Origin of the sequence: Kitasatospora sp. NPDC127121 (assembly GCF_042677305.1) — a bacterium.
Lineage (GTDB): Bacteria > Actinomycetota > Actinomycetes > Streptomycetales > Streptomycetaceae > Kitasatospora.
This window is the reverse complement of sequence record NZ_JBHXTQ010000006.1, coordinates 1-25762: the sequence shown is the minus strand read 5'-3', so window position 1 is coordinate 25762 and position 25762 is coordinate 1. Positions and strand designations below refer to the sequence as shown.

General features: G+C 71.5%; 24 protein-coding genes. 7 read left to right on the top strand and 17 right to left on the bottom strand.

Annotation, left to right across the window (positions count from 1 at the left end; translation table 11 throughout):
• Positions 1-13 precede the first annotated feature (13 nt).
• Complete coding sequence (locus ACFVHI_RS05730) at positions 14-1504, bottom strand: alkaline phosphatase PhoX (RefSeq protein ID WP_063349533.1); 1491 nt, start codon at positions 1502-1504, stop codon at positions 14-16.
• 264 nt (positions 1505-1768) lie between these two features.
• Positions 1769-2971 carry a hypothetical protein gene (locus ACFVHI_RS05725; RefSeq protein WP_380336099.1) on the bottom strand — a complete coding sequence of 401 codons (1203 nt, stop codon included), beginning with the start codon at positions 2969-2971 and terminating at the stop codon, positions 1769-1771.
• Between the two features lie 206 nt (positions 2972-3177).
• On the opposite strand from ACFVHI_RS05725, the gene ACFVHI_RS05720 reads away from it, so the two are divergent.
• Positions 3178-3621: a VOC family protein gene (locus tag ACFVHI_RS05720; protein WP_380336096.1), complete on the top strand. Its 444-nt coding sequence runs from the start codon at positions 3178-3180 to the stop codon at positions 3619-3621.
• A gap of 74 nt (positions 3622-3695) precedes the next feature.
• On the opposite strand, the gene ACFVHI_RS05715 is transcribed toward ACFVHI_RS05720, so the two are convergent.
• A complete protein-coding gene (locus tag ACFVHI_RS05715; RefSeq protein WP_380336093.1) occupies positions 3696-5354 on the bottom strand; it encodes a hypothetical protein in 1659 nt (552 codons plus the stop codon).
• 345 nt (positions 5355-5699) lie between these two features.
• On the opposite strand from ACFVHI_RS05715, the gene ACFVHI_RS05710 reads away from it, so the two are divergent.
• Positions 5700-7031, top strand: a complete 1332-nt coding sequence (locus ACFVHI_RS05710) for an MFS transporter (protein WP_079135921.1) — start codon at positions 5700-5702, stop codon at positions 7029-7031.
• A 61-nt stretch (positions 7032-7092) separates the two neighbouring features.
• Here ACFVHI_RS05710 and ACFVHI_RS05705 read toward each other — a convergent pair whose 3' ends face one another.
• The 9 genes from ACFVHI_RS05705 to ACFVHI_RS05665 form a co-directional block, all read right to left on the bottom strand.
• On the bottom strand, positions 7093-7752 hold the full coding sequence (locus tag ACFVHI_RS05705) for a Uma2 family endonuclease (RefSeq protein ID WP_063349530.1): 660 nt from the start codon (positions 7750-7752) through the stop codon (positions 7093-7095).
• A gap of 125 nt (positions 7753-7877) precedes the next feature.
• Positions 7878-8258 (bottom strand): metal-sulfur cluster assembly factor, encoded by a 381-nt coding sequence (locus ACFVHI_RS05700; protein ID WP_279634938.1) that lies wholly within the window; start codon positions 8256-8258, stop codon positions 7878-7880.
• Positions 8259-8279: 21 nt separating this feature from the next.
• The gene (gene sufU / locus ACFVHI_RS05695) at positions 8280-8732 is read right to left on the bottom strand and encodes a Fe-S cluster assembly sulfur transfer protein SufU (protein ID WP_063349529.1); all 453 of its coding nucleotides are present in this window, start codon (positions 8730-8732) and stop codon (positions 8280-8282) included.
• A 16-nt stretch (positions 8733-8748) separates the two neighbouring features.
• A complete protein-coding gene (locus tag ACFVHI_RS05690) occupies positions 8749-10008 on the bottom strand; it encodes a cysteine desulfurase (protein ID WP_063349528.1) in 1260 nt (419 codons plus the stop codon).
• Positions 10005-10769, bottom strand: a complete 765-nt coding sequence (sufC, locus tag ACFVHI_RS05685; protein ID WP_063349527.1) for a Fe-S cluster assembly ATPase SufC — start codon at positions 10767-10769, stop codon at positions 10005-10007. Before sufC ends, ACFVHI_RS05690 begins: the two co-directional genes overlap by 4 nt.
• 6 nt (positions 10770-10775) lie before the next feature.
• Positions 10776-11093 (bottom strand): bifunctional 3-phenylpropionate/cinnamic acid dioxygenase ferredoxin subunit, encoded by a 318-nt coding sequence (locus ACFVHI_RS05680; protein WP_063349526.1) that lies wholly within the window; start codon positions 11091-11093, stop codon positions 10776-10778.
• A gap of 5 nt (positions 11094-11098) precedes the next feature.
• Positions 11099-12331, bottom strand: a complete 1233-nt coding sequence (gene sufD, locus ACFVHI_RS05675) for a Fe-S cluster assembly protein SufD (protein ID WP_063349525.1) — start codon at positions 12329-12331, stop codon at positions 11099-11101.
• Positions 12332-12395: 64 nt separating this feature from the next.
• Positions 12396-13811: a Fe-S cluster assembly protein SufB gene (sufB, locus tag ACFVHI_RS05670; RefSeq protein ID WP_063349524.1), complete on the bottom strand. Its 1416-nt coding sequence runs from the start codon at positions 13809-13811 to the stop codon at positions 12396-12398.
• Positions 13812-13820: 9 nt separating this feature from the next.
• The gene (locus ACFVHI_RS05665) at positions 13821-14663 is read right to left on the bottom strand and encodes a metalloregulator ArsR/SmtB family transcription factor (protein WP_107452933.1); all 843 of its coding nucleotides are present in this window, start codon (positions 14661-14663) and stop codon (positions 13821-13823) included.
• 164 nt (positions 14664-14827) lie between these two features.
• Between ACFVHI_RS05665 and ACFVHI_RS05660 the strand changes: the two genes are divergently transcribed.
• Positions 14828-15754 (top strand): ABC transporter ATP-binding protein, encoded by a 927-nt coding sequence (locus ACFVHI_RS05660; protein ID WP_063349523.1) that lies wholly within the window; start codon positions 14828-14830, stop codon positions 15752-15754.
• A gap of 50 nt (positions 15755-15804) precedes the next feature.
• Positions 15805-16524, top strand: coding sequence for an ABC transporter permease (locus ACFVHI_RS05655; protein WP_063351445.1), 720 nt, complete (start codon positions 15805-15807; stop codon positions 16522-16524).
• Between the two features lie 138 nt (positions 16525-16662).
• Here the strand turns inward: ACFVHI_RS05655 and ACFVHI_RS05650 are convergent, their stop codons facing one another.
• Both ACFVHI_RS05650 and ACFVHI_RS05645 read right to left on the bottom strand, forming a co-directional pair.
• Positions 16663-17379, bottom strand: coding sequence for an LAETG motif-containing sortase-dependent surface protein (locus tag ACFVHI_RS05650; RefSeq protein WP_380336084.1), 717 nt, complete (start codon positions 17377-17379; stop codon positions 16663-16665).
• A gap of 301 nt (positions 17380-17680) precedes the next feature.
• Entirely contained in the window at positions 17681-19027 is a 1347-nt protein-coding gene (locus ACFVHI_RS05645) for a choice-of-anchor A family protein (RefSeq protein WP_380336082.1), read from the bottom strand.
• A gap of 218 nt (positions 19028-19245) precedes the next feature.
• Here ACFVHI_RS05645 and ACFVHI_RS05640 point away from each other — a divergent pair, with 218 nt between their 5' ends.
• Complete coding sequence (locus ACFVHI_RS05640; RefSeq protein ID WP_380336079.1) at positions 19246-20217, top strand: heme A synthase; 972 nt, start codon at positions 19246-19248, stop codon at positions 20215-20217.
• Positions 20218-20342: 125 nt separating this feature from the next.
• Here the strand turns inward: ACFVHI_RS05640 and ACFVHI_RS05635 are convergent, their stop codons facing one another.
• Both ACFVHI_RS05635 and ACFVHI_RS05630 read right to left on the bottom strand, forming a co-directional pair.
• Positions 20343-20894 carry a GNAT family N-acetyltransferase gene (locus ACFVHI_RS05635; RefSeq protein ID WP_380336077.1) on the bottom strand — a complete coding sequence of 184 codons (552 nt, stop codon included), beginning with the start codon at positions 20892-20894 and terminating at the stop codon, positions 20343-20345.
• Positions 20895-21051: 157 nt separating this feature from the next.
• Complete coding sequence (locus ACFVHI_RS05630; RefSeq protein ID WP_063349518.1) at positions 21052-21390, bottom strand: hypothetical protein; 339 nt, start codon at positions 21388-21390, stop codon at positions 21052-21054.
• 72 nt (positions 21391-21462) lie between these two features.
• Between ACFVHI_RS05630 and ACFVHI_RS05625 the strand changes: the two genes are divergently transcribed.
• A complete protein-coding gene (locus ACFVHI_RS05625) occupies positions 21463-22104 on the top strand; it encodes a DUF2461 domain-containing protein (RefSeq protein WP_380336074.1) in 642 nt (213 codons plus the stop codon).
• A gap of 65 nt (positions 22105-22169) precedes the next feature.
• On the opposite strand, the gene ACFVHI_RS05620 is transcribed toward ACFVHI_RS05625, so the two are convergent.
• Positions 22170-23117 (bottom strand): heme o synthase, encoded by a 948-nt coding sequence (locus ACFVHI_RS05620; protein WP_380336071.1) that lies wholly within the window; start codon positions 23115-23117, stop codon positions 22170-22172.
• Between the two features lie 463 nt (positions 23118-23580).
• Here ACFVHI_RS05620 and tkt point away from each other — a divergent pair, with 463 nt between their 5' ends.
• Positions 23581-25680: a transketolase gene (gene tkt / locus ACFVHI_RS05615; protein WP_063349515.1), complete on the top strand. Its 2100-nt coding sequence runs from the start codon at positions 23581-23583 to the stop codon at positions 25678-25680.
• Positions 25681-25762: the final 82 nt, after the last annotated feature.

Here is a 25762-nt window from a genome sequence, read left to right as displayed (position 1 = left end):
GACACCCGCTACGTCACTCGCCGTAGCCCTGGCCGCGCTTGTGCTCGTTCAGCCGGTGCCACGGGCCGGTGATGGCCAGCTGGATGCCCGGCTCCTGGATGTTGGCGAAGAGGGTCTTGCCGTCGTCCGAGAAGGTCACCCCGGTGAACTCGCTGAACTCGGGCTTGGCCGCGCTGCCGATGTTCAGCTCGTTGCGCGCGATCGGGTAGGTCAGCCCGTCCTCGGTGGCGCCGAACAGGTGCTGCACGCCCTCGCCGTCCTCGGCGATGACCACGCCGCCGTACGGCGACACGGTGATGTTGTCCGGGCCGTCGTAGTTGTCGTGGTCGCCGAGCACGTCGGTGTTGACGCCGAGCAGCACCTTCAGGGTGATGGTGCGGCGGGCCGGGTTGTAGAACCAGACCTGGCCGTCGTGCTGCACCGGGCTCTCCGAGCGGGCGAAGCTGGAGACGAAGTAGAAGCCGCCGTCACCCCACCACATGCCCTCCAGCTTGCGGGCCCGGGTGACCTCGCCCTCCTTGAACTGCTTGCGGACCGAGACGGTCCTGGCGTCGCGGTCCTGGACCTTGACCCAGTCCGCGCCGTAGGTGGTGCCGACCTTGGTGGCGCGGGAGAGGTCGTCGACGAACTTGCCCTGGGCGTCGAAGACCTTGAAGGCCTCCAGCACGCCGGCGTCGGCGGCCAGCGCGCGCAGCTTGTAGCGGCCGTGCTTGAAGCCGGCCGGCGGGGTCCAGCGGAACAGCAGGCCGTTGGGGTTCGAGGCGTCCTCGGTCAGGTAGACGTGGCCGCGCTTCGGGTCCACCACGACGGCCTCGTGCGCGTACCGGCCGAAGGCCTTCACCGGCTGCGGGTCGCGGTTGTAGTCGTCGTCGAACGGGTCGACCTCGAAGATGTAGCCGTGGTCCTTGGTCATGCCGTTCTGGCCGGCCTTGTCCTCGGTCTCCTCGCCGGACAGCCAGGTGCCCCACGGGGTCACGCCGCCCGCGCAGTTGGTGGAGGTGCCGGCGATGCCGACCCACTGCTCGACCGAGCCGTTCCGCTTGGCGTGCACGATGGTGCAGCCGCCGGCCGCGCCCGGGTCGTAGACGTGGCCCTCGGTCAGCGGCACCGGGTTCGGCCAGTTCGCCCGGGGTCCGCGCAGCTCGTGGTTGGTGACGAGCAGGTTGCCGCCGCGCTCGTCCTCGAAGGCGGAGGTGCCGTCGTGGTTGCTCGGGGTGAACTCGCCGGTGCGCAGCCGGGTGACGCCGGCGCGGTTGACGACCTTGTACGCGAAGCCCTTGGGCAGCGACAGCAGCCCGGCCGGGTCCTGCACCAGCGGGCCGTAGCCGATGGCGGCGCGCACCGCACCGGTGTCACCCGCCGCGGACGCGGCCGGCAGCTCGCCGCCGGCCGGGGCGGCGATCGCGCCCGGGGCGCTGGCCAGCGCCTCCGCGCTGCCGGCGATCAGCACGCCGGCCCCGACGAGGGTGGAACGGTTGACGAAGTCCCGGCGGGACAGCGGCATGGCAGCAACTCCTGAGGAATCGGCCGCCGGACCGGGGGCGGGCCCGGTGCCCGGCGGGCGGGGCGTCGAGACGGGGCGTCGACGCCCAGCAGACTCCGCCGCGGGGATGAACCAGGCATGACGCCCACCTCACGCCCAGGCGGCCATTTGCCAACCGATGACCGACACATGACCTCCGCTTTGCCTGCGACGCCCCGCCGAGGGCCACCCCGACCCACGGCGCCCCGCCGAGGGCCACCCCGACCCACGACGCCCCGCCGAGGGTCACCCCGACCGCGTCGTCCGCCACTGCTCCCAGGCCGACAGCCACAGCTGCTCGGCGAGCCGGTGCTCCTCCCAGACCTCCGGCCCGCCGCCCCGCCGCTCCCGCCAGAGCTGCTCCCAGGCCCGCTGCGCCGGCAGGCTCGCCACCTCACTGGCGAACACCGTGTACCGGACGACCTCCTCGACGGCCGCCCCGCCCTCCGGCGTGCCGATCAGCCAATGCGTGTGCCGGGCAAGCCGGTTGAGGTGGTTGACCATCGCGGTCAGCGCCGTCACCGCCTCCTCCCGGTTCTCGGTGGCGAGCCGCATCTGCTGGCGCACCGCCACCTCCCAGCGCACCTCGTAGGCGTCCCCGCGCGGGCGCCGCGGCGTCCGCCCGGCCCGGACCTGCGCCTCGACGGCGGCGGACGCGGCGACGCTCTGCGCGATCAGCTCCCGGTGCGCCTCCAGCCCGACGGCGGGCGGCAGTTCACGCTCCTCCACCGGGACCTGCCGGGCCCGCCGGGCGGCCAGCTCGCCCAGCAGCTCGGCCCGGCCGCGCAGGTACGGCTCGAAGTCCGCGATCCCGCCGAGCTCCACGCCGCCGGGCGGCACCCCGCGCCCGCACACCGTCACGGTCAGCCCGCCGATCCGCAGCCGCCCGGCCCAGACCGGTGCGGCCCCGTCGGCGGCCGGCGCACCGGGCCAGAGCACCGGCCGGTCCTCGTGCACCTCCACCGGGTACGGCTCGCCGTCCACGGTGATCCACTCGCGCAACGCCCGTACCCGGCCCGGCCCGTCGCCCTCGTCGACCCCCAGGTGGTCGTAGACCCGGTCCCGTTCGTCCTCGACCACGTCCTCCAGCTCGGGCAGGTCCTCGCCGCGCTCCGCGTCCGGCCGGTAGGTGCGCACGCTGACGTACGGGCCGGCCACCGAGCTCCAGTCGCCGGACTGCACCTCGACCCAGGCGAGTTCGCCACCGGAGGTCTCGAAGGCGGCCAGCGCCTCGCCCCAGCCGCCCATCGCGCCGCCCCCGCGCAACAGCCCCGCGACCACGCCGTACACCGGGAAGTCGGCCGCGGCCACCGTCCGGCGGGAGAAGTCCTCCACCGCGGCGAGACGCTCCTCCTTGCTCCTCGGGTCCGGGACGCGCGCAGGGTCCGTCCGCCCGACGTTCCACTCCGGGGGCCTGCCGCCACTCTCCCGCATCATCCTGTGCCGCACCCCCGAGTCCTCGCGCCCGCACCGCCGACGCCACCTTAGTGCCCGGGACCTGCCGGGTCATCAGCTCGGGTACCGGGCACCGGCACAGGCCGCGTCGGGACGCCCGGCCGCCGACGGTCCCGGGCCGTGTCAGGACTGCTGGTTGCCGGCCGGCACCGGCCGTGTCAGGACGCGCGGTTGTCAGCCGCCCTCCCTACCCTGGCGGCATGACAGCAGACAGCAGCTTCCCGGCCCGGATCAGCATCGTCACCCTCGGGGTCTCCGACCTCGACCGCAGCGCCCGCTTCTACGAGGACCTGGGCTGGCGGCGGTCCTCCGCCTCCAGCCCGGAGATCGTCTGGTTCCGCACCGCCGACTCGGCGCTCGGCCTCTTCCCCACCGAGGAGCTGGCCGCCGACGCGGGCGTGCCCGCCACCGGTGAGCCCGCCTTCCGCGGCGTCACCCTCGCGGTGAACCTGGAGTCCCCCGCGCTGGTGGACACCGCGTTGAAGACGGCGGTCGAGGCCGGCGCCGTGGTGGTCAAGCCGCCGGTCCCGACCAGCTGGGGCGGCTACTCCGGCTACTTCGAGGACCCGGACGGCCACCTCTGGGAGCTGGCCCACAACCCGTTCTTCCCCTTCGCCGAGGACGGCTCCCTCGATCTCCCCTGACTCGCCGGCCCATCAGCCCGTCGAAGCCCCGTCGAAGCCCCGTCGGCCCCCCGAAGCCCCCCCCCGTCGGCCCGTCAGCCCTTGGACCGCGCCTTGAAGGCCGCCTTGCGCGCCTCCTTGGCCACCGCCCGGTCCAGGTGCAGCTCCCCGACGGCCTCCAGGACGTCCGCCGTGTACGGGTGGTCGACCCGCCAGAGCTCGCCGAAGTAGGACGCAGGGTTGCCGGTCACCGGCAGGTCCGCGATCAGCTCGCGCAGCAGTTCGGCGTCGCCGCCGCTGTCCAGCAGCTGGGCGGCGAAGGTGTCGACCACCGTCCACAGTGCCATCGTCCGCTCCGGTACCGGCACGTCCGTCGCTCCCTTCGAGGTCAGCCAGGCCCGGGCGGCGCCGCCCAGCTCGGGGTCGTCCAGCACGTCGCGCACGGCGGGCTCGGCGGCCGCGCCCAGCATGTTCAGCGCCGAGACGCCGAGCATCCGCCGCATCGGGGCGTACGCGTCGTCGCCGCGCGCCGCCGCCAGCAGCTCGCGCGCCGCCGCCACCGGCTCCCGGCCGGTGATCCAGACCCGCAGCTCCTCGTCCGGCAGCACGTTGGCGGCCTCGCACACCGCGCGCAGCAGCTCGGCCGCGTCGCCCTGGGCCAGCTCGCCGACCAGCGGCGCGTCGTAGCCGTCCTCCAGCAGCCACTGCCGGATGCCGTACTGGCCGAGCGGGGTGAGCCGGACGAGCCCGAAGCGCGCCGACTCCTCATCGTCCAGCGGCGCCTCGCCGACGAGGGCGGGCTCCTCGCCCTCCGGGCCCTCCTCCTCGTCGAACAGCTCCGGGTCGATCGGCCGGTACTCCAGCAGGCCCAGCTCGGCCAGGTCGCCCAGCATCGGGTCCAATGCGACCATCACATCGGTGATGTCGCCCAGCAGCTCCTCGCTCGGCTCCTCGCCCTCCGGCACCACCAGCAGCGCGGCCAGCACGCCCAGCGGCACGGTCTCGTTGCCCGGATCGGCGAAGGCGGTGGTCTCGTACAGCACCTGCAACGCCTCGTCCAACAGCTCGGCGGCGGCGTCCCGGGCCTCCTCGACCTCGCTCAGGGCGTCCTCGTCCTCCTCCCCGCCCTCCCCGCCCTCCCCGGCCTCCCCGGCCTCCCCGCCCTCGGCGGCCCGCACGGCCTCCTCCTCCGGCAGCGAGTCGGCCTCCACGGCCAGCTCCCGGACGATCCCGGCGGCGGTCAGCCACAGCTCCAGGACGGTCTCCGGGTCACCCTCCTCGGCGGGCTCCAGATCCGGGCCCGGCACGGCGACGTGCTCACCGGCCGCCGTCGTCCCGATCTCCACCAGGTCCAGGTCACAGGCCAGCGACCAGGCCCGCATCGCCTCGACCTCCGCCTCCTCCGGCACCTCCCCCTCGGCGGGCGCCAGGCCCAGCAGCTGCGCCGCGGGCGCCCGGTCCTCCTCCACCAGGTCGCCGAACTCGTCCACCACCCGGTGCGGGGCGGCCCAGCGGGCCAGCGCCAGCGCGTACCCGAACATCGGCACGGCCTTCGCCAGGGCGGCCAGCTCCTCCTCGGCGGGCAGCTTCACCGGCGGTACCAGGACCGCCGCGTCGTCCAGGTCCTCGTCGTCCAGCCCGTGCGCGGCGAACGCCCCGTAGAGGTCCTGAAGCTCCAGGTCGGCGGGCAGAACCGGCTCGACCGCACTCTCTCCCGGCGAAGCCCCGGCGTTCTTCCGACGTCGTCCGGCCATCGTTGTGCGTTCTCCCTCAGCCAGCGGTCCGCCTATCAGCTCAGCGTCCCGATCCACCACCTCAGCGTATAGGCCGGGCACCCCCGATGCCCGGCCTCAAGGGGCGCGCGCCGCAACCGTGCGCCCACCCTTTATCCTTCGCATTGGCACCGTGCACACCCCGCGCGGGCCACCGGGCAATGAAGCCCTTCGCCCTCCCCGCCCGACACCGGGCAGGAGGGGCCCACTCAGCTCACCCGCTCCACCAGGGAGCCCCGCACCTCGGCCACCACCACAGCGCCTCAGGACGGGCGCGCCGGCACACCCCGCCGACCCGGTGGTGCCCTGCCACAGGAGATCCCTTACATGGCGGACCTCTCCCCCGCCGGCTCCGGCCTGCGCACCGCGCAGCTCGACGGACGCCGACTCTCGGAGGCCCTGCTTCCCCTGGAGCTCGCGCCCCGCGCCCAGCTCCAGCTCGCCGCGGTCAGCCGCTGGAACGCGCTGCGCGGTGTCCGCGTCGGCCTGGTCGCCGCCGCCCTGCTGCTGATGCTGATCGGTGCCAACCTGGCGACGCCGATCTACCCGCTCCTCCAGCAGCGCCTCGGCCTCGGCCCGCTCGACACCACGATCCTCTTCACGATCTACGTGTTCGCGCTGGTCCCCGTGCTCGCCGTGGTCGGCCACTGGTCCGACCACCTCGGCCGCCGCGCCCTGATCCTGCCCGCCGTCGCCCTGGCCGCCGCCGGCGACGTCGTGTTCGCCACCTCGGGCAGCTTCTGGCAGCTCGCCGCCGGCCGGGCCGTCCAGGGCATCGCCGTCGGCCTCTCCACCGGCGCCGCCGGGGCCGCCCTCGGCGACCTGCTGCCCGACCACCCGACGCTCGCCGCCAAGCTCACCCTGGCCTGCTCCGCCGGCGGCGTCGCGCTCGGCCCGGTGGTCGGCGCCCTGCTCGCCAACGGCACGGACCCGCTGCTGACGCCCTTCCTGCTGCACGCCATCGCCCTGCTGGCGCTCTGCGTACCGCTGGCCCTCGTCCACCCGCGGATGCCCGGCCGCAACCGCCCGCCGGCCACCCCGCCCCGCATCACCACCCCGACCCACCTGCGCCCCCGCCGGCTCGCCCTGCCCCGCACCGGCCGCCGCGAGTTCCTGCTCGCCGCCTCGGCCGGCTTCATCTCGTACGCGGTGTTCGGCGTCTACCTGGCGCTCGCCCCGGCCTTCTCCGCCAAGCTGCTGCACACCTCCTCGCACCTGACCGGCGCGATCGTGGCCGCCCTGCTGCTCGGCTCCTCCGCACTGGCCCAGCTCCTCGTCCCACCCACCTCCGACCGCCTGGTCATCGCCCTCGGCATGGGCGGCCTCGCCGCCGGCCTCGCCCTGGTCGTCGCCGCCCAGTACACCGAGACCCCGGCGCTGCTCTTCATCGGCAGCGTCCTCGGCGGCATCTGCCAGGGCGTGGCCTTCCGCTCCCTCTTCACCACCGCCGTCGCCGCGATGAACCCGGAACGCCGGGGCTCCGAGCTCAGCTCCCTGTGGATCATCGTCTACCTCGGCAGCTCCCTCCCCATCGTCGCCGTCGGCGCCCTGGTCCAGCACTACGGCCTCCTCCCCGCCGTCAGCGGCTTCGCCGCCATCGCCGCCGCCCTCTGCACGGCCCTGGCCATCGCCGTCGCCCGCAAACCCAAGCAGTCCTGACCAGCCCCAAAAACACCGCCGCCCGGGACGACCATTCGTCCCGGGCGGCGTTCGTACAGGGCTACTCAGCCCAAGGGGCCCAGTCATCGGTGTTGATCTCAAGATCAAAGGGCTTGGGCAACCGAACTGGCTCGCCGAACTTCCACTGACCCAGCACCTGGTAGGTCCCCTCGCCTCGGTCCGGCTCGCCGAACAAGGTGACGCCGGGCTGCCGCGGGTCACGGTCGACCAACAGGTAGTACGGGATCCCGGTGCGTGCGTAACCACTCCATTTGGTGGGCTTCACTTGTCGACCGAACATGGGGCGCCGGTCATGGCGCGCATTGGACGCGGAGGTCACCTCCACCACCAGCTCAAGATCGGCCGGGTGGACGTACAACACATCCTTGGCCCGCTTCTCTGCATCGACGTCCCTGCGCACGATCACCATGTCCGGGATGTAACCGCCCTCGACCTCGACCAGGTCCAGGTTGACCGTCCGGACGGCGCGCCATTGGAACTTCGCGTCAGCGATTTTGCCTGCCAGCACCGACTCCTGAATGTCCGTGAGGATCCCCTCATGGAGGTACACCGGGGCTGGTGACACAACGATCTCCCCTCCGATCACCTCAACCCGCGTGCCGTCATCCGGGAGCCGGAGATACTCGCCGAGTTCTCCCCGGACCCACATGGCGTACGGCGAGTCAGGCAGAAGCAACTGCGCGAACGCAACTACCGACATGACTTCGCTCCCTCCGAGGTCGCGGCTCCAGCCTGGCCGCCCGCTGGCAGATATACCACTGCCGCGCAAACCTTTCCCCCGAAGGAGAGGTTTGCGCGGCAGCGAGTTGACAAAAGGGCCGTCCGTCAGACGTTGAAGCCCAGGGCGCGGAGCTGGTCGCGGCCGTCGTCGGTGATCTTGTCGGGGCCCCACGGCGGCATCCAGACCCAGTTGATGCGCAGGTCCTGGACCAGGCCGTCGGTGGCGGTCTTGGCCTGGTCCTCGATGACGTCGGTCAGCGGGCAGGCCGCCGAGGTGAGCGTCATGTCGATGGTGGCCACGTCGGACTCGTCGATGTGGATGCCGTAGATCAGGCCCAGGTTGACGACGTCGATGCCCAGTTCGGGGTCGACGACGTCCATCAGGGCCTCGGTCAGGTCCTCCACGGACACGGTGCCGGCGGTGGTGCCGACGATGACGACGCCGTTCGGCTGCTCCTCCGCAGCGGAGGGGGTTTCGTCACTCATTGTTCTGTCCTCCTCTGCGGGTCAGTCGTTCACGGCGGGGTGCTGGGCGAGCGCCTGGGCGGTGGCGTCCTTCCAGGCCATCCAGCTGAGCAGGGCGCACTTGACCCGGGCGGGGTACTTGGAGACGCCGGCGAACGCGACCGCGTCCTCCAGCACCTCCTCGTCGCCCTCGCCCTGGCCCTTGCTCTGCATCAGCTCCAGGAAGGCCTCCTGGACGGTCTGCGCCTCGCCGACGGTCTTGCCCACGACCAGGTCGTTCAGCACCGAGGCGCTGGCCTGGCTGATCGAGCAGCCCTGGGACTCGTACGAGACGTCGGCGACGGTCGAGCCGTCGAGCCGCACCCGCAGGGTGATCTCGTCACCGCAGGTCGGGTTGACGTGGTGCACCTCGGCGTCGCCGTCCCGCAGCCCCTTGCCGTGGGGGTTGCGGTAGTGGTCCAGGATGATGTCCTGGTACATCGAGTCGAGCTTCATGTCCTGCCCAGTCCCGTCAGCCGAAGAAGTTCCGGACGTGGTGCAGGCCGTCGATCAGCGCGTCGACCTCGCCCGGCGTCGAGTACAGGTAGAACGACGCCCGCGTGGTCGCCGGAATTCCGTACCGCAGGCAGACCGGCCGCGCGCAGTGGTGGCCGACGCGCACGGCGATGCCCTGCTCGTCCAGCACCTGGCCCACGTCGTGCGGGTGGATGTCGCCGAGGGTGAAGGAGATCGCGGCGCCGCGGTCGACGGCCGTGCGCGGGCCGATGATCCGCAGGTCCGGGACCTCCAGCAGGCGCTCGACCGCGTACGCGGTGATCGCGTGCTCGTGCGCGGCGATCTTCTCCATGCCGATGTCCGACAGGTAGTCGATGGCCGCACCGAGCCCGACCGCCTGGGCGATCGGCGGGGTGCCGGCCTCGAACTTGTGCGGCGCCGGGGCGTAGGTGGACGAGCCCATGGTGACGGTCTCGATCATCTCGCCGCCGCCGAGGAACGGCGGGAGGTCCTCCAGCAGCTCCTGGCGGCCCCAGAGCACGCCGATGCCGGTCGGGGCGAGCATCTTGTGACCGGTGAAGGCGACGAAGTCGGCTTCCAGCGCCTGGACGTCCAGCACCATGTGCGGGGCGGCCTGCGAGGCGTCGATGACGACCAGCGCGCCGACCGACTGGGCCTTGCGGACGATCGTCTCGACCGGGTTGACGGTGCCGAGCAGGTTGGAGACCAGGGTGAAGGAGACCACCTTGGTCTTCTCGGTGATCAGCTCGTCGATGTTGGAGAGGTCGAGCCGGCCCTCGTCGGTGAGCCCGAACCACTTCAGCTTCGCGCCGGTGCGCTGCGACAGCAGCTGCCACGGAACGATGTTGGAGTGGTGCTCCATCTCCGTGATGACGATCTCGGAGTCGGCGTCCACCCGGTACGGCTCGTCGGCCCAACCGAGCATGTTGGCAACGAGGTTGAGCGACTCGGAGGCGTTCTTGGTGAAGATCACCTCGTTGCGGCTGGGCGCGTTGACGAAGGCCGCGACCTTGTCCCGCGCGCCCTCGTAGAGCGCCGTGGCCTCTTCGGCGAGCACGTGCACGCCGCGGTGGACGTTGGCGTTGTGCCGCTCGTAGTAGGCGGTCAGGGCTTCCAGCACCTGGCGCGGCTTCTGCGAGGTGGCCGCGTTGTCCAGGTAGACGAGCGGCTTCTCCTCGTGCAGCACGCGCTGCAGGATGGGGAAGTCCTTGCGGATCGCGTCGGTGTCGAGCAGACCCGTGAACGGATGCGTCACGCGGACGCGCCCCCCTTCACATACGCCTCGTAGCCCTCGTTCTCCAGCTTGTCGGCCAGCTCGGCACCGCCGGACTCGACGATGCGGCCGCCCGCGAAGACGTGGACGTAGTCGGGCTTGATGTACCGCAGGATGCGGGTGTAGTGGGTCACCAGCAGGGTGCCGACCTCGCCGGTCGAGCGGACCCGGTTGATGCCCTCGGAGACGATCCGCAGCGCGTCGACGTCCAGGCCGGAGTCGGTCTCGTCGAGGATCGCGATCTTCGGCTTGAGGAGCTCCAGCTGGAGGATCTCGTGGCGCTTCTTCTCGCCGCCGGAGAAGCCCTCGTTGACGTTGCGCTCGGCGAAGGCCGGGTCCATCTGGAGGGCGGCCATCGCCTCCTTGACCTCCTTCACCCACAGACGCAGCTTGGGGGCCTCGCCGCGGACGGCGGTGGCGGCGGTGCGCAGGAAGTTGCTCACCGAGACGCCGGGGACCTCGACGGGGTACTGCATGGCCAGGAAGACGCCGGCCTTGGCGCGCTCGTCGACGGACATCTCCAGGACGTCCTCGCCGTCCAGCAGCACCGAGCCGCCGGTGACGGTGTACTTGGGGTGGCCGGCGAGCGAGTAGGCCAGGGTGGACTTGCCGGAGCCGTTCGGACCCATGATCGCGTGGGTCTCGCCCTGCTTCACGGTCAGGTCGACGCCCTTGAGGATCTCGCGCGGGCCGTTCTCGGCCTCGACGGAGACGTGCAGGTCGCGGATTTCAAGCGTTGCCATGGGTACTCAGGACTCCTGGTTGACGGAGACGAGCACATCGTCCCCTTCGATCTTTACGGGGTAGACAGCGACCGGCTTGGTGGCGGGCAGGCCGGAGGGCTTGCCGGTGCGCAGGTCGAAGCTGGAGCCGTGCAGCCAGCACTCGATCATGCAGTCCTCGACCTCGCCCTCGGAGAGCGAGACGTTCGCGTGCGAGCAGGTGTCGTTGATCGCGAACACCCCCTCGTCGGTGCGGACGACGGAGACCGGCACGCCGTTGAGGTCCACGCGCTTGGGCACGTCCTCCTGGAGGTCGCTCAGCGCGCAGGCACGGAGGAAGGTCATCTGGATCAGACCGCCGCTTCCAGCTCGGCCTCGATCTTCTCCATCAGCTGGTCCTGGATCTCGGCGACGCCGATCTGCTGGACGAGTTCGGCGAAGAAGCCGCGGACCACCAGGCGGCGGGCCTCGTCGGCCGGGATGCCGCGGGACCGCAGGTAGAACAGCTGCTCGTCGTCGAAGCGGCCGGTCGCGGAGGCGTGGCCGGCGCCGACGATCTCGCCGGTCTCGATCTCCAGGTTGGGGATCGAGTCGACCCGGGCGCCGTCGGTGAGCACCAGGTTGCGGTTGAGCTCGTAGGTGTCGGTGCCCTCGGCGGCGGCGCGGATCAGCACGTCGCCGACCCAGACGGCGTGGGCGTCCTGGCCCTGCAGCGCGCCCTTGTAGACCACGTTGGAGCGGCAGTGCGGGGTGTCGTGGTCGATGACCAGACGGTGCTCCAGGTGCTGGCCGGCGTCGGCGAAGTAGAGGCCGAACAGCTCGGCCTCGCCGCCGGGCCCGGCGTAGTTGACCCGCGGGTGGATCCGGACGACGTCGCCGCCGAAGGTGACGACCACGGACTTCAGCGAGGCGTCCCGGCCGACCAGCGCGGTCTGCTGGGCGACGTGGACGGCGTTGCGGTCCCAGTCCTGGACGGAGACGAAGGTGAGCTTGGCGCCGTCGCCGACGAGCAGCTCGACGTTGGCGGCCCGGGTGCCGGTACCGGTGTGGTTGATCACCACGACGGCCTCGGCGAACGGCTTGACGTCGACCACCACGTGGGCGAAGCGGGTGCCGCCCTCGCCGTGCACGTCGATCTTGACCGGCTCGGTGAGCACCGCGTCCTGGGGGACGGTGACGACGAGCGCCTGCTCGAAGGCGCTGAACGCCTGCGCGGCGACCCGGTCGACGGGCTTGCCGGCCTTGCCCAGGCGGGCGTCGTCGCGGCCGACGGTCTCGGCGGTGACGCCGTCCGGCAGGCTCAGCTCGACCTTGTCCTCGCCCTTGGCCGCCTCGGCGGCGGTGCCGTCGTGCAGGCCGCCCAGGCGGTGCATCGGGGTGAACCGCCAGTCCTCCTCGCGGCCGGTGGGCACCGGGAAGTCGCCGACCTCGAACGAGGGCTTGACGGCGACCCGGGCGTCGATCGGCTGCTGGACGGTGGCGCGGCCGGTGCCGGGGCCGGCGAGCTGGGCGCCGGCGCCGGCGGTGCCGACCTCGATCGACCCGGCGGTGGTGGAGCCGGTGGTGGTGTTGACGTCAGCCATGGCTGTCGTAGTGCTCTCTTCCTCGAAAAGCTCGAAAAGTCGGTGGGCGGTCAGCGGCTGGACGTCAGCCGACCGCGCCCTCCATCTGCAGCTCGATCAGCCGGTTGAGCTCCAGCGCGTACTCCATCGGCAGCTCGCGCGCGATCGGCTCGACGAAGCCGCGGACGATCATCGCCATCGCCTCGAACTCGGTCATGCCCCGGCTCATCAGGTAGAACAGCTGGTCCTCGCTGACCTTGGAGACCGTCGCCTCGTGGCCCATGGACACGTCGTCCTCGCGGACGTCCACGTACGGGTAGGTGTCCGAGCGGGAGATGGTGTCCACCAGCAGCGCGTCGCACAGCACGTTGGACTTGGCGCCCTTGGAGCCCTCGCCGATCTCGATCAGACCGCGGTAGGAGGTCCGGCCGCCGCCGCGCGCCACCGACTTGGAGACGATGTTGGAGGAGGTGTTCGGCGCCATGTGCACCATCTTGGCGCCGGCGTCCTGGTGCTGGCCCTCGCCCGCGAAGGCGATCGACAGGGTCTCGCCCTTGGCGTGCTCGCCCATCAGGTAGACGGCCGGGTACTTCATGGTGACCTTGGAGCCGATGTTGCCGTCGACCCACTCCATGGTCGCGCCCTCGTACGCCACGGCGCGCTTGGTGACCAGGTTGTAGACGTTGTTCGACCAGTTCTGGATGGTCGTGTAGCGGCAGCGGCCGCCCTTCTTGACGATGATCTCCACGACCGCGGAGTGCAGCGAGTCGGAGGAGTAGATCGGCGCGGTGCAGCCCTCGACGTAGTGGACGTACGCGTCCTCGTCGACGATGATCAGCGTCCGCTCGAACTGGCCCATGTTCTCGGTGTTGATCCGGAAGTAGGCCTGGAGCGGGATGTCGACGTGGACGCCCTTGGGCACGTAGATGAACGAGCCGCCGGACCACACCGCCGTGTTCAGCGCGGCGAACTTGTTGTCGCCGGCCGGGATGACGGTGCCGAAGTACTCCTTGAAGATCTCCGGGTGCTCGCGCAGCGCGGTGTCGGTGTCCAGGAACAGGACGCCCTGCTCCTCCAGGTCCTCGCGGATCTGGTGGTAGACGACCTCGGACTCGTACTGGGCGGCGACACCGGCGACCAGGCGCTGCTTCTCGGCCTCCGGGATGCCCAGCCTGTCGTAGGTGGCCTTGATGTCCGCGGGCAGGTCCTCCCAGGACTCGGCCTGCTTCTCGGTGGAGCGGACGAAGTACTTGATGTTGTCGAAGTCGATGCCGGAGAGGTCGGAGCCCCAGGTCGGCATGGGCTTCTTGCCGAACAGCTTCAGGCCCTTGAGACGCAGGTTCAGCATCCACTCGGACTCGTTCTTCTTCGCGGAGATGTCGCGGACGACCTCCTCGCTGAGCCCGCGCTTGGCCGCGGCACCGGCGGTGTCCGGGTCGGCCCAGCCGTACTCGTAGGTGCCCAGGCCCTCGAGCTCGGGGTGCGAAACGGTGTCAGTCATGCGAGCTTCCTAACGCGCGGACGCTGAATCTTCGGTGGACGTACCGGCAGTCGGCACTGCATCGGAGCCGCGGCCCGCGGAACGCCGGGCAGGCGACGATGCGGCACCGGGTGCCGGCACATAGGTGGTGCAGACCCCGTCGCCGTGGGCGATGGTGGCCAGCCGTTGCACATGGGTGCCCAGCAGCTGCGAGAAGACCTCGGTCTCCGCCTCGCAGAGCTGCGGGAACTGCTCGGCGATGTGCGCGACCGGGCAGTGGTGCTGGCAGAGCTGGGCGCCCGCCGGGGCCTTCGCCACGGCCGGCGGGACCCGCCGCACCGTGGCAGCGTACCCGTCCGCGCTCAGCGCCTGGGCGAGCGCCTCGGTGCGCTCCCCCGCCTCGGCCAGCCGCAGGAGCTCCAGGTACTTCTCGCCCTGCTTGCCGAACCGGGCCCGGGCGAAGGCGGCGACCGCCTCCTCGCCCGCCTTGCCGCCGCCGACCGAGTCGGAGATCCAGCGCAGCGCGTCGGCGGCGAGCTGGTCGTACGCCTGGTAGAAGGCGTCCCGGCCGCCGTCGGTGAGGGCGAAGACCTTGGCCGGACGGCCCCGGCCACGGCTGCCGTAGACCCGCTGCTCGCGGGACTCGACCAGGCCGGCGGCGGCCAGCCCGTCCAGGTGGCGGCGGACGGCGGCGGCGGTGAGGCCGAGCCGGCTCGCCAGGTCGGCGGCGGAGGAGGGGCCGTGGTCGAGGATCGACCGGGCGACCCGGTCCCGGGTGGCGCGGTGGCCCTCCAGCAGCACCTCGGCCGCCGTCACGGGCACGTCGCACCCGGGGGCCGACTCGGCCTCCTGGGGCGTGGCGTGCTCGCGCATGTTTTTCACAACACCAGTGTTGCGTAATTACTTCCGACAGGACAAGCCGTGATGCAGGCCTCACTCGTGTCATCTGTCACGCAGGTAAGCCTTACCTGACCTGCGAAAACGATCATCGAGGGCGCCGTCCGGGCCCGGCGTCGGGGCCTCTTACACTCGCCGGTATGCACTCCGAACCCGCGGTGAAGATCGCCGGGCTGGTCAAGCACTACGGCGACAAGCCCGCGGTGGACGGCCTCGACCTCACCATCGCACGCGGCGCGATCACCGCCGTCCTCGGCCCCAACGGCGCCGGCAAGACCACCACCATCGAGACCTGCGAGGGCTACCGCCGCCCCGACGCCGGCACCGTCCGCGTCCTCGGCCTCGACCCGGTCGCCCAGAACGCCGCGCTGCGCCCCCGGATCGGCGTCATGCTCCAATCGGGCGGCGTGTACGCGGGCGCGCGCGCCGTCGAGATGCTGCGCCACACCGCCGCGCTGCACGCCCACCCGCTGGACGTCGACGCACTGGTCGAACGGCTCGGCCTCGGCTCCTGCGGCCGCACCGCCTACCGGCGCCTGTCCGGCGGCCAGCAGCAGCGGCTCGCCCTGGCCATGGCCGTGGTCGGCCGCCCCGAGCTGGTCTTCCTGGACGAGCCCACCGCCGGCCTCGACCCGCAGGCCCGGCGCGCCACCTGGGAGCTGGTCCGCGACCTGCGCCGGGACGGCGTCACCGTGGTCGTCACCACCCACCACATGGACGAGGCCGAACAGCTCGCCGACCAGGTCGCCGTCATCGACCGCGGCCGGGTGATCGCCACCGGAAGCCCCGAGGAGCTGTGCCGCGGCGGCGCCGAGAACGCCCTGCGCTTCGACGGCCCGCCCGGGCTCGACCTCGGCCCGCTGCTGAAGGAACTGCCCGAGGGCGCCGCCGCCACCGAGACCACCCCCGGCAGCTACCGCGTCGAGGCGCCCGTCGACCCGCAGCTGGTGGCCACCGTCACCGGCTGGTGCGCGGCCTCCGGAGTCCTGCCCGAACGGCTGTCCGTCCAGCGCCGCAGCCTCGAAGACGTCTTCCTCGACCTGACCGGACGGGACCTGCGCTCGTGAGTACCACCACCGACTACTCCCCCAAGCCCGGCGCGGCCCCGGTCGGCCGGATGCTGCTCGCCCAGACCGCCTTCGAGACCAGGATGCTGCTGCGCAACGGCGAGCAGCTGCTGCTCACCGTGGTCATCCCGACCGTGCTGCTGGTGCTGTTCTCGGCCGTGGACATCGTCGCGGTGGACGGCCCCGGCAAGCGGGTCGACTTCCTGGCCCCCGGCCTGCTCGCGCTGGCCGTGATGTCCACCGCCTTCACCGGGCAGGCCATCGCCACCGGCTTCGAGCGCCGCTACGGCGTGCTGAAGCGGCTCGGCGCCAGCCCGCTCCCGCGCTGGGCGCTGCTGACCGCCAAGACCGGCTGCGTGCTGGTCACCGAGGCGCTGCAGGTCGCGCTGCTGTCGGTGATCGCGCTGGCGCTCGGCTGGTCCCCGCAGGGCAACCCGCTGACGGTCGTCGCGCTGCTGGTGCTCGGCACCGCGGCCTTCTCCGGCCTCGGCCTGCTGATGGCCGGCACGCTCAAGGCGGAGGCCACACTGGCCGCCGCCAACCTGGTGTTCATCCTGCTGCTGCTGGCCGGCGGGGTGATCGTGCCGCTGAGCAAGTTCCCCTCGGCCGTGCAGTCGGTGCTGGAGCTGCTGCCGATCTCGGCGCTCTCGGACGGCCTGCGGTCGGTCCTCCAGCACGGCGCCGGGGTGCCCTGGTCCGACCTCGGCATCCTGGCCGGCTGGGCCGTCCTCGGGCTGGCCGCCGCGGCCCGCTTCTTCCGCTGGGAGTAGCCCCCGGCCCCGCACGTGAACCGCTCCGTGCATGAGGCCGCACCGCATGTGAGGCCGCCCCACACGGGAACCGCCCCACACGGGAACCGCCCCCCGGCCGCTTCGGCCGGGGGGCGGTCTCACGTCACCGACGGAACGTCAGCTCTGGCTGCCGCGACGCTTGCGGGCCAGCAGGACGAGCGCGCCACCGACCAGCAGCACGCCGCCGCCGGCCGCCGCGATCATCGGGGTGGCGTCGTTGCTACCGGTCTGGGCGAGCGCCGGGCCACTGGTGGTGGGCGTCGGGACCGGGGTCACAGTCGGGGTCGGGGTCGCGGTCTTGCTCGCGGTGGGCGAGGCCGACGGGGCCGGGGTCTTGGTGGGCGTCGGCGTGGGAGTCAGCGTCGGAGTCGTGGTCTGCGACGGCGTCGGGGTGGGTGTCGGGGTCGGGGTCGGGGTCTTGGTGGGCGTGGGGGTGGGAGTCGGCGTCGGAGTCGGCGTGTGGCACGGCTCGATCGTCTTGGTCTCGTTGATGTTCCAGCCCTTTTCGTTGGGGGTCTCCGTCGTGTTCACCACGAGGTTCGCCTTGACGGGGGCTGTGTGGTCCTTCACCGGGAAGGTGCCGTGGAACTCCGCGGGGAAGGCCTTGGCATCCAGGACCTTCTCGCCGTCGATGGTGAGGCTGACGGTGTTCTTCACGTCGGGCTTGGGGCTGTAGTTGATCAGATCGATCACGATCTTGTCGCAGGTCACCGACCAACTCGGCACGTGCGCCGAGGCGTTGGTTGCCAGCGCCAGAGGCAGGAGAATTCCGGCCGCCGCCGTCCCGGCGAGTGCCGCCGCGCCGATCCGCATGTGCCGCTGCTGTCGCGCCATTTACGCTGTTCCCCTCAGAACGGTCTTGCGCAGCAGGCGTGTTGAAGGTTTCGCGGTGGCCCGCTACGACTGTCCGGGGGACTCTACCGGCACTCCCGCACCTCTCCACACCCCGCCGTACGACCGAATTTCGTCTGTTGGTCCGTCGTCTGATGTGTATGACCAGCCCATCACAGCTGCCACCTCGCGGAACGCGGATTCGGCAAACTTGAATGAACTTCGTCACCTGACTGAAATACGTGCGCCCCCGGTGATCAGGTTCAATCACCGAGGGCGCAGCACCGGTCGACCGGCGAAACCATCAGGCCTTCTTGGCCGCCCGACGCCGGGTGACGACCACGATCGCGCCACCGGCCGCGAGCACCACCGCGCCGGCGATCGCCAGCGGCACGACGGGCCCGGAGCCGGTGTGCGCGAGGTTGCCGCCCGCGTTCGCCTGGGCGGACGGGCTCGCCGAGGCCGAGGCGACCGGCACACCCGCCGAGGCGGTGGCCGACGGGCTGGCCGAGGCACCCGCGCTCGGCTTGCCGCTCACCGGGGCGGAGGGCGTGGCCGAGGGGCTCGCCGAGGTCCCGGGGGTGGCCGAGGTGCCGGGCGTCCCGGGCGTGGTGGAGGCCGACGGCGTCCCGCTCGGCACCACCGGCGGCACGGTGGGCGTGGTGGGCGTGGTGGACGGCGTCGGGACGACGACGCCGGGCAGGCAGCCGGCGAACGGGTAGTGGTGCGTCTCCGCGCCGCCCTTGCCGGTCAGCGAGGCCGCGATGACCGAGCCGTTGACCGGGCCGCCGCTGCCGAGGTCGAAGGCGGCGTTGGGCGCCAGCACGGTGCCGGCCCAGGCGGCCTTGCTGCTCTTGACCACCTTGGTCGCGGTGGGGAAGTTCCACAGCAGCTTGGCGCGGATCGCCCCGCCGGCCGCGCTCTGCAGTTTGTCGTCCAGGACGAAGGACGCCTTGGCCTCGTCCCACAGGTGGAAGCCGGTGGTCCCGGCGGCCGCCATGTCGTACGAGCCGCCGGTCACGGTGACCACGGTGACGGAGCCGGCCGGCACCTTGAGGAAGACGTCCTTGGCGCCCTGGAGCTTCGCGGCGTCGACGGTGAAGCTGTTGTACTTCGCGTCGCCGCCGGTGAACGTGAGCTCGGCGCCCTTGGCCTGGACGGTGGCGCCGGCGGTCTGCGGCGCGGCGGCCAGCGCGGTGGAGGCGGCGCGCAGCTTGGCGAACTCGGCCTTGAAGTCGATCGGGGAGGCGCCCTGGGCGATGGCGCCCTGGTGGGCCTGGACGACGGCGCCGTCGGCCTTGGAGCCGTAGACGCCGTTGCCCTTCATCACCTGGGTGTTGTGGCCGGTGATGCGGCCGGCGACCACCAGCGCGTTCTTGCCGGGCAGGGCGTCGACCTCGGCGGGGGTCAGCTCCTGGCCGACCGAGAAGCCGCCGGTGAAGTCGGCGTTGCCGCCCACCGCGACGGCGCCCTCGGCGTCGGGGGTGTGGGTGTCGTCGCCCTCGATGAACTCGCCGTAGAGGTTGGCGACCCCGAGGCTGCGGCACTCCTGGCCGGGGTCGGCGGCGTGGGCGGCGGCGGGGGCGATCAGGCCGGCCAGTGCGAGCGAGCCGCCGACTGCGAGCGCGGCGGCGGACGTGGGTATGCGCATGTGCAGGTCTCCGCTTGTGCGGGAGGAGTGGGAGAGGTCCGAAAAAAGGTATGGACCAATCCGCACTCTTTCGGCCTCACAGGTGATTGGTCAAGACCAATGACCGCCTTGACCGAAGAGTCCGTTTTGCACCCACCCGACCCCGGGTAACCCCCGCGCCCGGGTCACGCTCGCGCCCCGCCCCAAGATCCCCTGTAAGGCCGCCTACGATTGGCCCCGTGCCTAATCCCTTCTCCCTGCTCGCCGACCGCTGGCAGCCGTCCGCCGTGATGGTCCGGCGCGCTGCGTTCGCCGCGCTGGTGATGAGCGTGGTGATCGTCGTCACCGGCGGCGCCGTCCGCCTCACCGCCTCCGGCCTCGGCTGTACGACGTGGCCCCGCTGCACCGCCGACAGCCTGACCCCGACCGCCGAGATGGGCTTCCACGGCGTCGTCGAGTTCACCAACCGGATGCTCACCTACGTGCTGAGCGCCGCCGTCGGCTGGGCCATCCTGGCCGCCCGCTGCCACCGCCCCTGGCGGCACAGCATGACCAAGCTCGGCTGGGCGCAGTTCTGGCTGGTGATGAGCAACGCCGTGCTCGGCGGCATCACCGTGCTGACCGGCCTGAACCCCTACACCGTCGCGCTGCACATGATCGCCGCGATGGCGCTGGTCTGGGTTGCCCTGCTGATGTGGGAGCGCTCCAAGGAGGGCGACGGAGCCCCGAAGCTCAGCGTGGCCCGCCCCATCCACCAGCTCTCCTACGTGCTGGTCCTGGTCGTCGGCCTGCTGGTCGCAGCCGGCACCCTGGTCACCGGCGCCGGCCACCACCCGGGCACGCCGAAGGACAACAAGATCGTCCCCCGGATCCCGATCGACTACGACAGGCTGGCCCAGTTCCACGCCGACCTCGCGTTCGTCTCGGTCGGCCTGACCATCGCGATGATCTTCGTCTTCGCCGCCATCAAGGCCCCGCCGGCGGCGAAGGCCCGCACCAAGGAACTGCTGGCGGTCCTGCTCCTCCAGGGCGTCCTCGGCTTCATCCAGTACTTCACCGACGCCCCCGAGCTGATGGTCGGCCTCCACATGCTCGGCGCCACCCTCACCTGGATCGCCGCCCTCCGCATCCCCCTCGCCCTACGCACCCGCGAGGTAGAAGCGGCCCCCGACCAGCTGCCCGCACAGACCCCACAGGCTGCCACCGTCTGAGCATCGTCGAAGGCCCCCATCCTCGGATGGGGGCCTTCGCCGTGTCACAACAACCGCCGCCCGTCGTGGCTCCGGACACTCGGCGACGTGCCCCCCCCCCGCGACGGACACCGAGTGGAGTGGCGTCACGCTCGCACCACCGGGTGGATCAGGTCGAGGACCATCACGTCGTGCCGAGCCGCGCCGTCCCACGGGATCGCCGAACCGACGCGCCTGTAGCCCCACGCTCGGTAGGACGCCTGGGCGGCAGTCGCCTCCGGCCGGGTGTTCAGCATCACCCGGGCGCTGTCGATGCCCTCGATGAGGGCGCGATGCATGCGGGCGGCGACGCCCTGGCGGCGCCACCGGGGCCGAACCGCCAGCTCGAAGAGACCGAACGTGCGCTGCCCGTCCTCATGCCTGAGGTCCTCGGGCACGGGATCGATCAGGGTGTCCCACCATCCGGTGTTCGCCGACAGCGGGTAGCCGTACGCCATCCCGACAACGGTGTCGCCGTCGAAGGCGATGGCCGCCCGGAACCCCCGCCGACGCGCCTGCGAGCGGAACCGGCGAAACGCCCGCCCCACATCGGTCGGCCCCTCGCCGTAGGGGGCTTCCGCGAACGCCTCCGAGAACAGCTCCTTCAACCGGCCCTCCAGCTCGACCGCCTGCTCGCCGTCCAACAGCCGAACCGCCACCGTCACACCGTCCTCTGTTTCCGGGCCGAAACCCCGAGCGATCGAAGTTCCTCAACGCAGTCTCGCGCCATCGCCGTATCAACTCGGGCGGCCAACGACGGCAACGGCCCGGTCCCCTTCGAAGGGGACCGGGCCGTTGCCGTGGGCGCCGAAGTGATCAGCCGCCGAGCTGGATGCCGGCCATCCGCTTCCACTCGTACGGGCCGGTCTTCACCTTGAGGGCCAGCTCGCCCTCGAAGTCGTCGTGCAGGGTCAGCCCGGCCAGTTCGGCGGCGCGGCGGCCGACGGCGTAGCTCGGGGCCACCTGGTCGCCCCAGGCGCCGTCCGCGCCGACCACCACGATCCGGGTGGCCACGGCGCCGACGTACTCGACGACCGCGTCGGCGCCGCCCCCGTGTTGGCGGGCGAAGCTGCTGAGGTGCTTGGCGATGCGCTTGGCGCGGCGCTCGGTACGGGCGTCCGGCGCGGCGGCGGTGGCGGTCTCTGCGCTGCTCATGCCCGCATGCTACCCACCGGTAGTCGAGCTGGCGACGGGAGCGCCCTGTGCACCGGGCCACATACTGGAGGCGTGACCTTCTCCGGCTGGCCGGCCGAGGCCCTCGACTTCTACGAGCACCTCGAAGCCGACAATTCCAAGACCTTCTGGCAGGCCCACAAGGAGCAGTACGACGACGACGTACGGACCCCGATGGAGCTGCTGCTCGCCGAGCTGGAGCCGGAGTTCGGGCCCGGGAAGATCTTCCGTCCCAACCGCGACGTCCGGTTCAGCGCCGACAAGTCTCCGTACAAGACACACATCGGCGCCCACCTGGAGACCGGCGGCTACGTCCAGCTCTCCGCCGACGGCCTGGCCTGCGGCAACGGGATGTACCAGCTCGCCCCCGACCAGTTGGACCGCTACCGCGCCGCCGTCGCCGAGGACGTCAGCGGCGCCGAACTGGAGCGGGTGATTGCCGCGGTGGAGCAGGACGGCCCCCGGGTGCACGGCCGGGACTCCCTCAAGACCGCTCCGCGCGGCTTCCCCAAGGACCACCCGAGGATCGAGCTGCTGCGCCACAAGGGCCTGGTCGCCTGGCAGGAGTGGGCGCCCGCGAAGTGGCTCGGCACCCGCGGCGCCCACACCCGGATCACCGCCTTCCTGCGCGCCTCCCAGCCGCTCCGGGACTGGCTGGACGACCACGTCGGCCCGTCCGAGCTGCCGGCACGGTGAGAACGCGAAGAGAACGCGAAGAGCCCCGGTCCACCGGACCGGGGCTCTTCGACGTCGGACAGGCCTTACTTCATGAACGGGTCGATCGCGCACACCACGAACAGCAGCGACAGGTAGGTGATCGACCAGTGGAACAGCCGCATCTCCTTCAGCTTCGCGCCCACCACCCCGGCCTTGGCCCGGCCGTACAGCGCGTGCGCCTCGCGCAGCCAGAACCCGCCGAGCAGCACCGCGGTGACGGGGTACAGCCAGCTCATGTGCCCCAGCGGCCACACTGCCAGCGAGGTCGCCACCATCACCCAGGAGTAGGCGACGACCTGCTTGCCGACGGCGACGTTGCCCTTGACCACCGGCAGCATCGGCACGCCGGCCCGCTCGTAGTCCTCGCGCACCTTCATCGAGAGCACCCAGGTGTGCGGCGGCGTCCAGAAGAACACCACCAGGAACAGCGCGACCGCCGCCCAGGACAGCGAGTTGGTGACGGAGGACCAGCCGATCAGCACCGGCATGCAGCCGGCGATGCCGCCCCAGACGATGTTCTGCGAGGTGCGCCGCTTGAGCCCCAGCGTGTAGACGAACACGTAGAACAGCAGCGCGCCGAGCGCCAGTCCGGAGGAGAGCCAGTTGACGCCGAAGCCCAGCAGCAGGGTCGAGACGATCGCGAGGACGATGCCGAACACCAGCGCCTCGCGCGGCGACACCATCCCGGTGACGATCGGCCGGCGCTCGGTGCGGGTCATCACCGCGTCGATGTCGCGGTCGATGTACATGTTGAGGGCGTTGGCGCCGCCCGCCGAGAGGTAGCCGCCGACCACGACCTTCAGCACCAGCAGCATGTTCGGGACGCCCTGTTGGGCGAGGAACATCACCGGCACCGTGCTCATCAGCAGCAGTTCGATGATCCGTGGCTTGGTCAGTGCGACGAAGGCGCCGACACGGGCCCCGATGGGCCGGTGCGCAGGAGTCGCCCCGGTGACCCCGGCGGGACGGGTTTCGACGGCGGTCACTAACACCCCAACTGAAGATGAATCCTCGCAGGCGTCCACAGGAACGAAGGGTCCCAAATCGTCCGCTCTGCGCGTACCACGCCACCTTAGACGCTCCATATATCCCATCCGGCTCCGGGGTCCCCCGGCGAGGCCGATGGCACACCCCCGGGTGAACCGACTGGGTGAAGCCACGAAGCCGTTCCGGCGCGCCGCCGCAACCCGTCCTGACCACCGGGGCGGCAGGGTGCCGTAAAACAGGAGAGTCTGGGACAAAATCAGGCAGGCCGCCCTGGTGGGAATCACCATACGGATTTCCTGGTTGTCCCAGCACGGAGGGTGAGCCCCGGGCCGGACGGTAGGCTCGCACGCAGAAGCGGGATCTACCCTCCGTGACCGGCACCACCCAGCGTCGAGACCACAGCGCCGTGGCCGACCCGGTCCCCTTTCACGGGGTCACTCTTCACAACGGAAGGAGCCCTGAGACAGGGTGAGCACGACGCCGACGAACGCATTCGAGTGGTCCGAACTGGATGAGCGCACGGTTGACACAGCGCGGGTCCTGGCCATGGACGCCGTCCAGAAGGTCGGCAACGGACACCCCGGGACGGCCATGTCGCTGGCCCCCGCGGCGTACCTGATCTTCCAGCGTTTCCTGCGCCACGACCCGACCGACCCCTCGTGGGTCGGCCGCGACCGGTTCGTGCTGTCCCCCGGGCACACGAGCCTGACCCTCTACACCCAGCTGTACCTGTCGGGCTACGGCCTGGAGCTGGACGACCTCAAGGCCTTCCGCGTCGCGGGCAGCCGCACCCCGGGCCACCCGGAGCACGGCCACACCGCGGGCGTGGAGACCACCACCGGCCCGCTCGGCCAGGGCATCGCCAACGCGGTGGGCATGGCGATGGCCGCCCGCTACGAGCGCGGCCTGTTCGACCCGGACGCCGCCGCCGGCGAGTCCCCCTTCGACCACACCATCTGGGCCATCGTCTCGGACGGCGACCTGGAGGAGGGCATCTCCGCCGAGGCCTCCTCGCTGGCCGGCCACCAGAAGCTGGGCAACCTGGTCGCCCTGTACGACGACAACCACATCTCGATCGAGGGCGACACCGAGACCGCCTTCTCCGAGGACGTCCTCAAGCGCTACGAGGCGTACGGCTGGCACGTCCAGCGGGTCGCCCCGAAGGCCAACGGCGACATCGACGTGGCCGTCCTGGCCGACGCGCTGGCCGCGGCCAAGGCCGAGACCACCCGTCCGTCGATCATCGCGATGCGCACGATCATCGCCTGGCCGGCCCCGGACGCCCAGAACACCGCCAAGGCGCACGGCTCCGCGCTCGGCGCCGCCGAGATCGCCGCCACCAAGAAGGTCCTGGGCTTCGACCCGGAGAAGACCTTCGAGGTCTCCGACAAGGTGATCGAGCACGCCCGCGAGGTCATCAAGCGCGGCAAGGCCGCCCATGCCGAGTGGGAGCAGTCCCTGGAGGCCTGGCGCGCCGCCGACCCGCAGCGCGCCGCCGAGTTCGACCGCATCCAGGCCGGCGAGCTGCCCGAGGGCTGGAAGAAGACCGTCCCGGTCTTCCCGGCCGGCAAGGACGTCGCCACCCGCAAGGCCTCCGGCGAGACCCTCAAGGCGCTCGGCGCGGTCATCCCGGAGCTGTGGGGCGGCTCGGCCGACCTCGCCGAGTCCAACCTCACCACGATCGACGAGGACAGCTCGTTCCTCCCCGAGGGCAACCCGCTGAAGAGCGCCAGCCCGTACGGCCGGACGATCCACTTCGGCATCCGCGAGCACGCCATGGGCTCGACCATGAACGGCATCGCGCTGCACGGCAAGACCCGCGTGTACGGCGGCACCTTCCTGGTCTTCGCCGACTACATGCGCCCGGCCGTGCGCCTGGCCGCGCTGATGAAGCTGCCGGTCACCTACGTCTGGACGCACGACTCGATCGGCCTCGGCGAGGACGGCCCGACCCACCAGCCGGTCGAGCACATGGCCTCGCTGCGCGCCATCCCGGGCCTGTCCATGGTCCGCCCGGCCGACGCCAACGAGACGGCCGTCGCCTGGCGCACCGTGATCGAGCGCCAGACCACCCACCCGGGCCCGGTCGGCCTGGCGCTCACCCGCCAGAACGTCCCGACCTTCGACCGCGAGGTCTTCGGCTCCGCCGAGGGCACCGCGAAGGGCGGCTACATCCTGGCCGAGGCCTCCAGCGGCGACCCGCAGGTGATCCTGCTGGGCACCGGCTCCGAGGTCCAGCTGGCCGTCAAGGCCCGCGAGGTGCTGGAGGCCGAGGGCATCGCCACCCGGGTGGTCTCGGTGCCGTCCTTCGAGTGGTTCCAGGAGCAGGACCAGGCCTACCGTGACAGTGTGCTGCCGCCGTCGGTCAAGGCCCGGGTGTCGGTCGAGGCCGGCATCGGCCAGGGCTGGCGCGAGCTGGTCGGCGACCACGGCCGGATCGTCTCGCTGGAGCACTTCGGCGCCTCCGCCGACTACAAGGTGCTCTTCGAGGAGTTCGGCCTGACCGCCGAGCGCGTGGTGGCCGAGGCCCACAACGCCCTCCGTTCCCTTGAGGCCGTCAACCGCTGACGCCCCCTTGGGCCGTGCGCCCCCCCCCCCCCGGGCGCCCCGGCCCCCCCGGCGGTAAACCTCGTAACCAACCCCCCCGAGC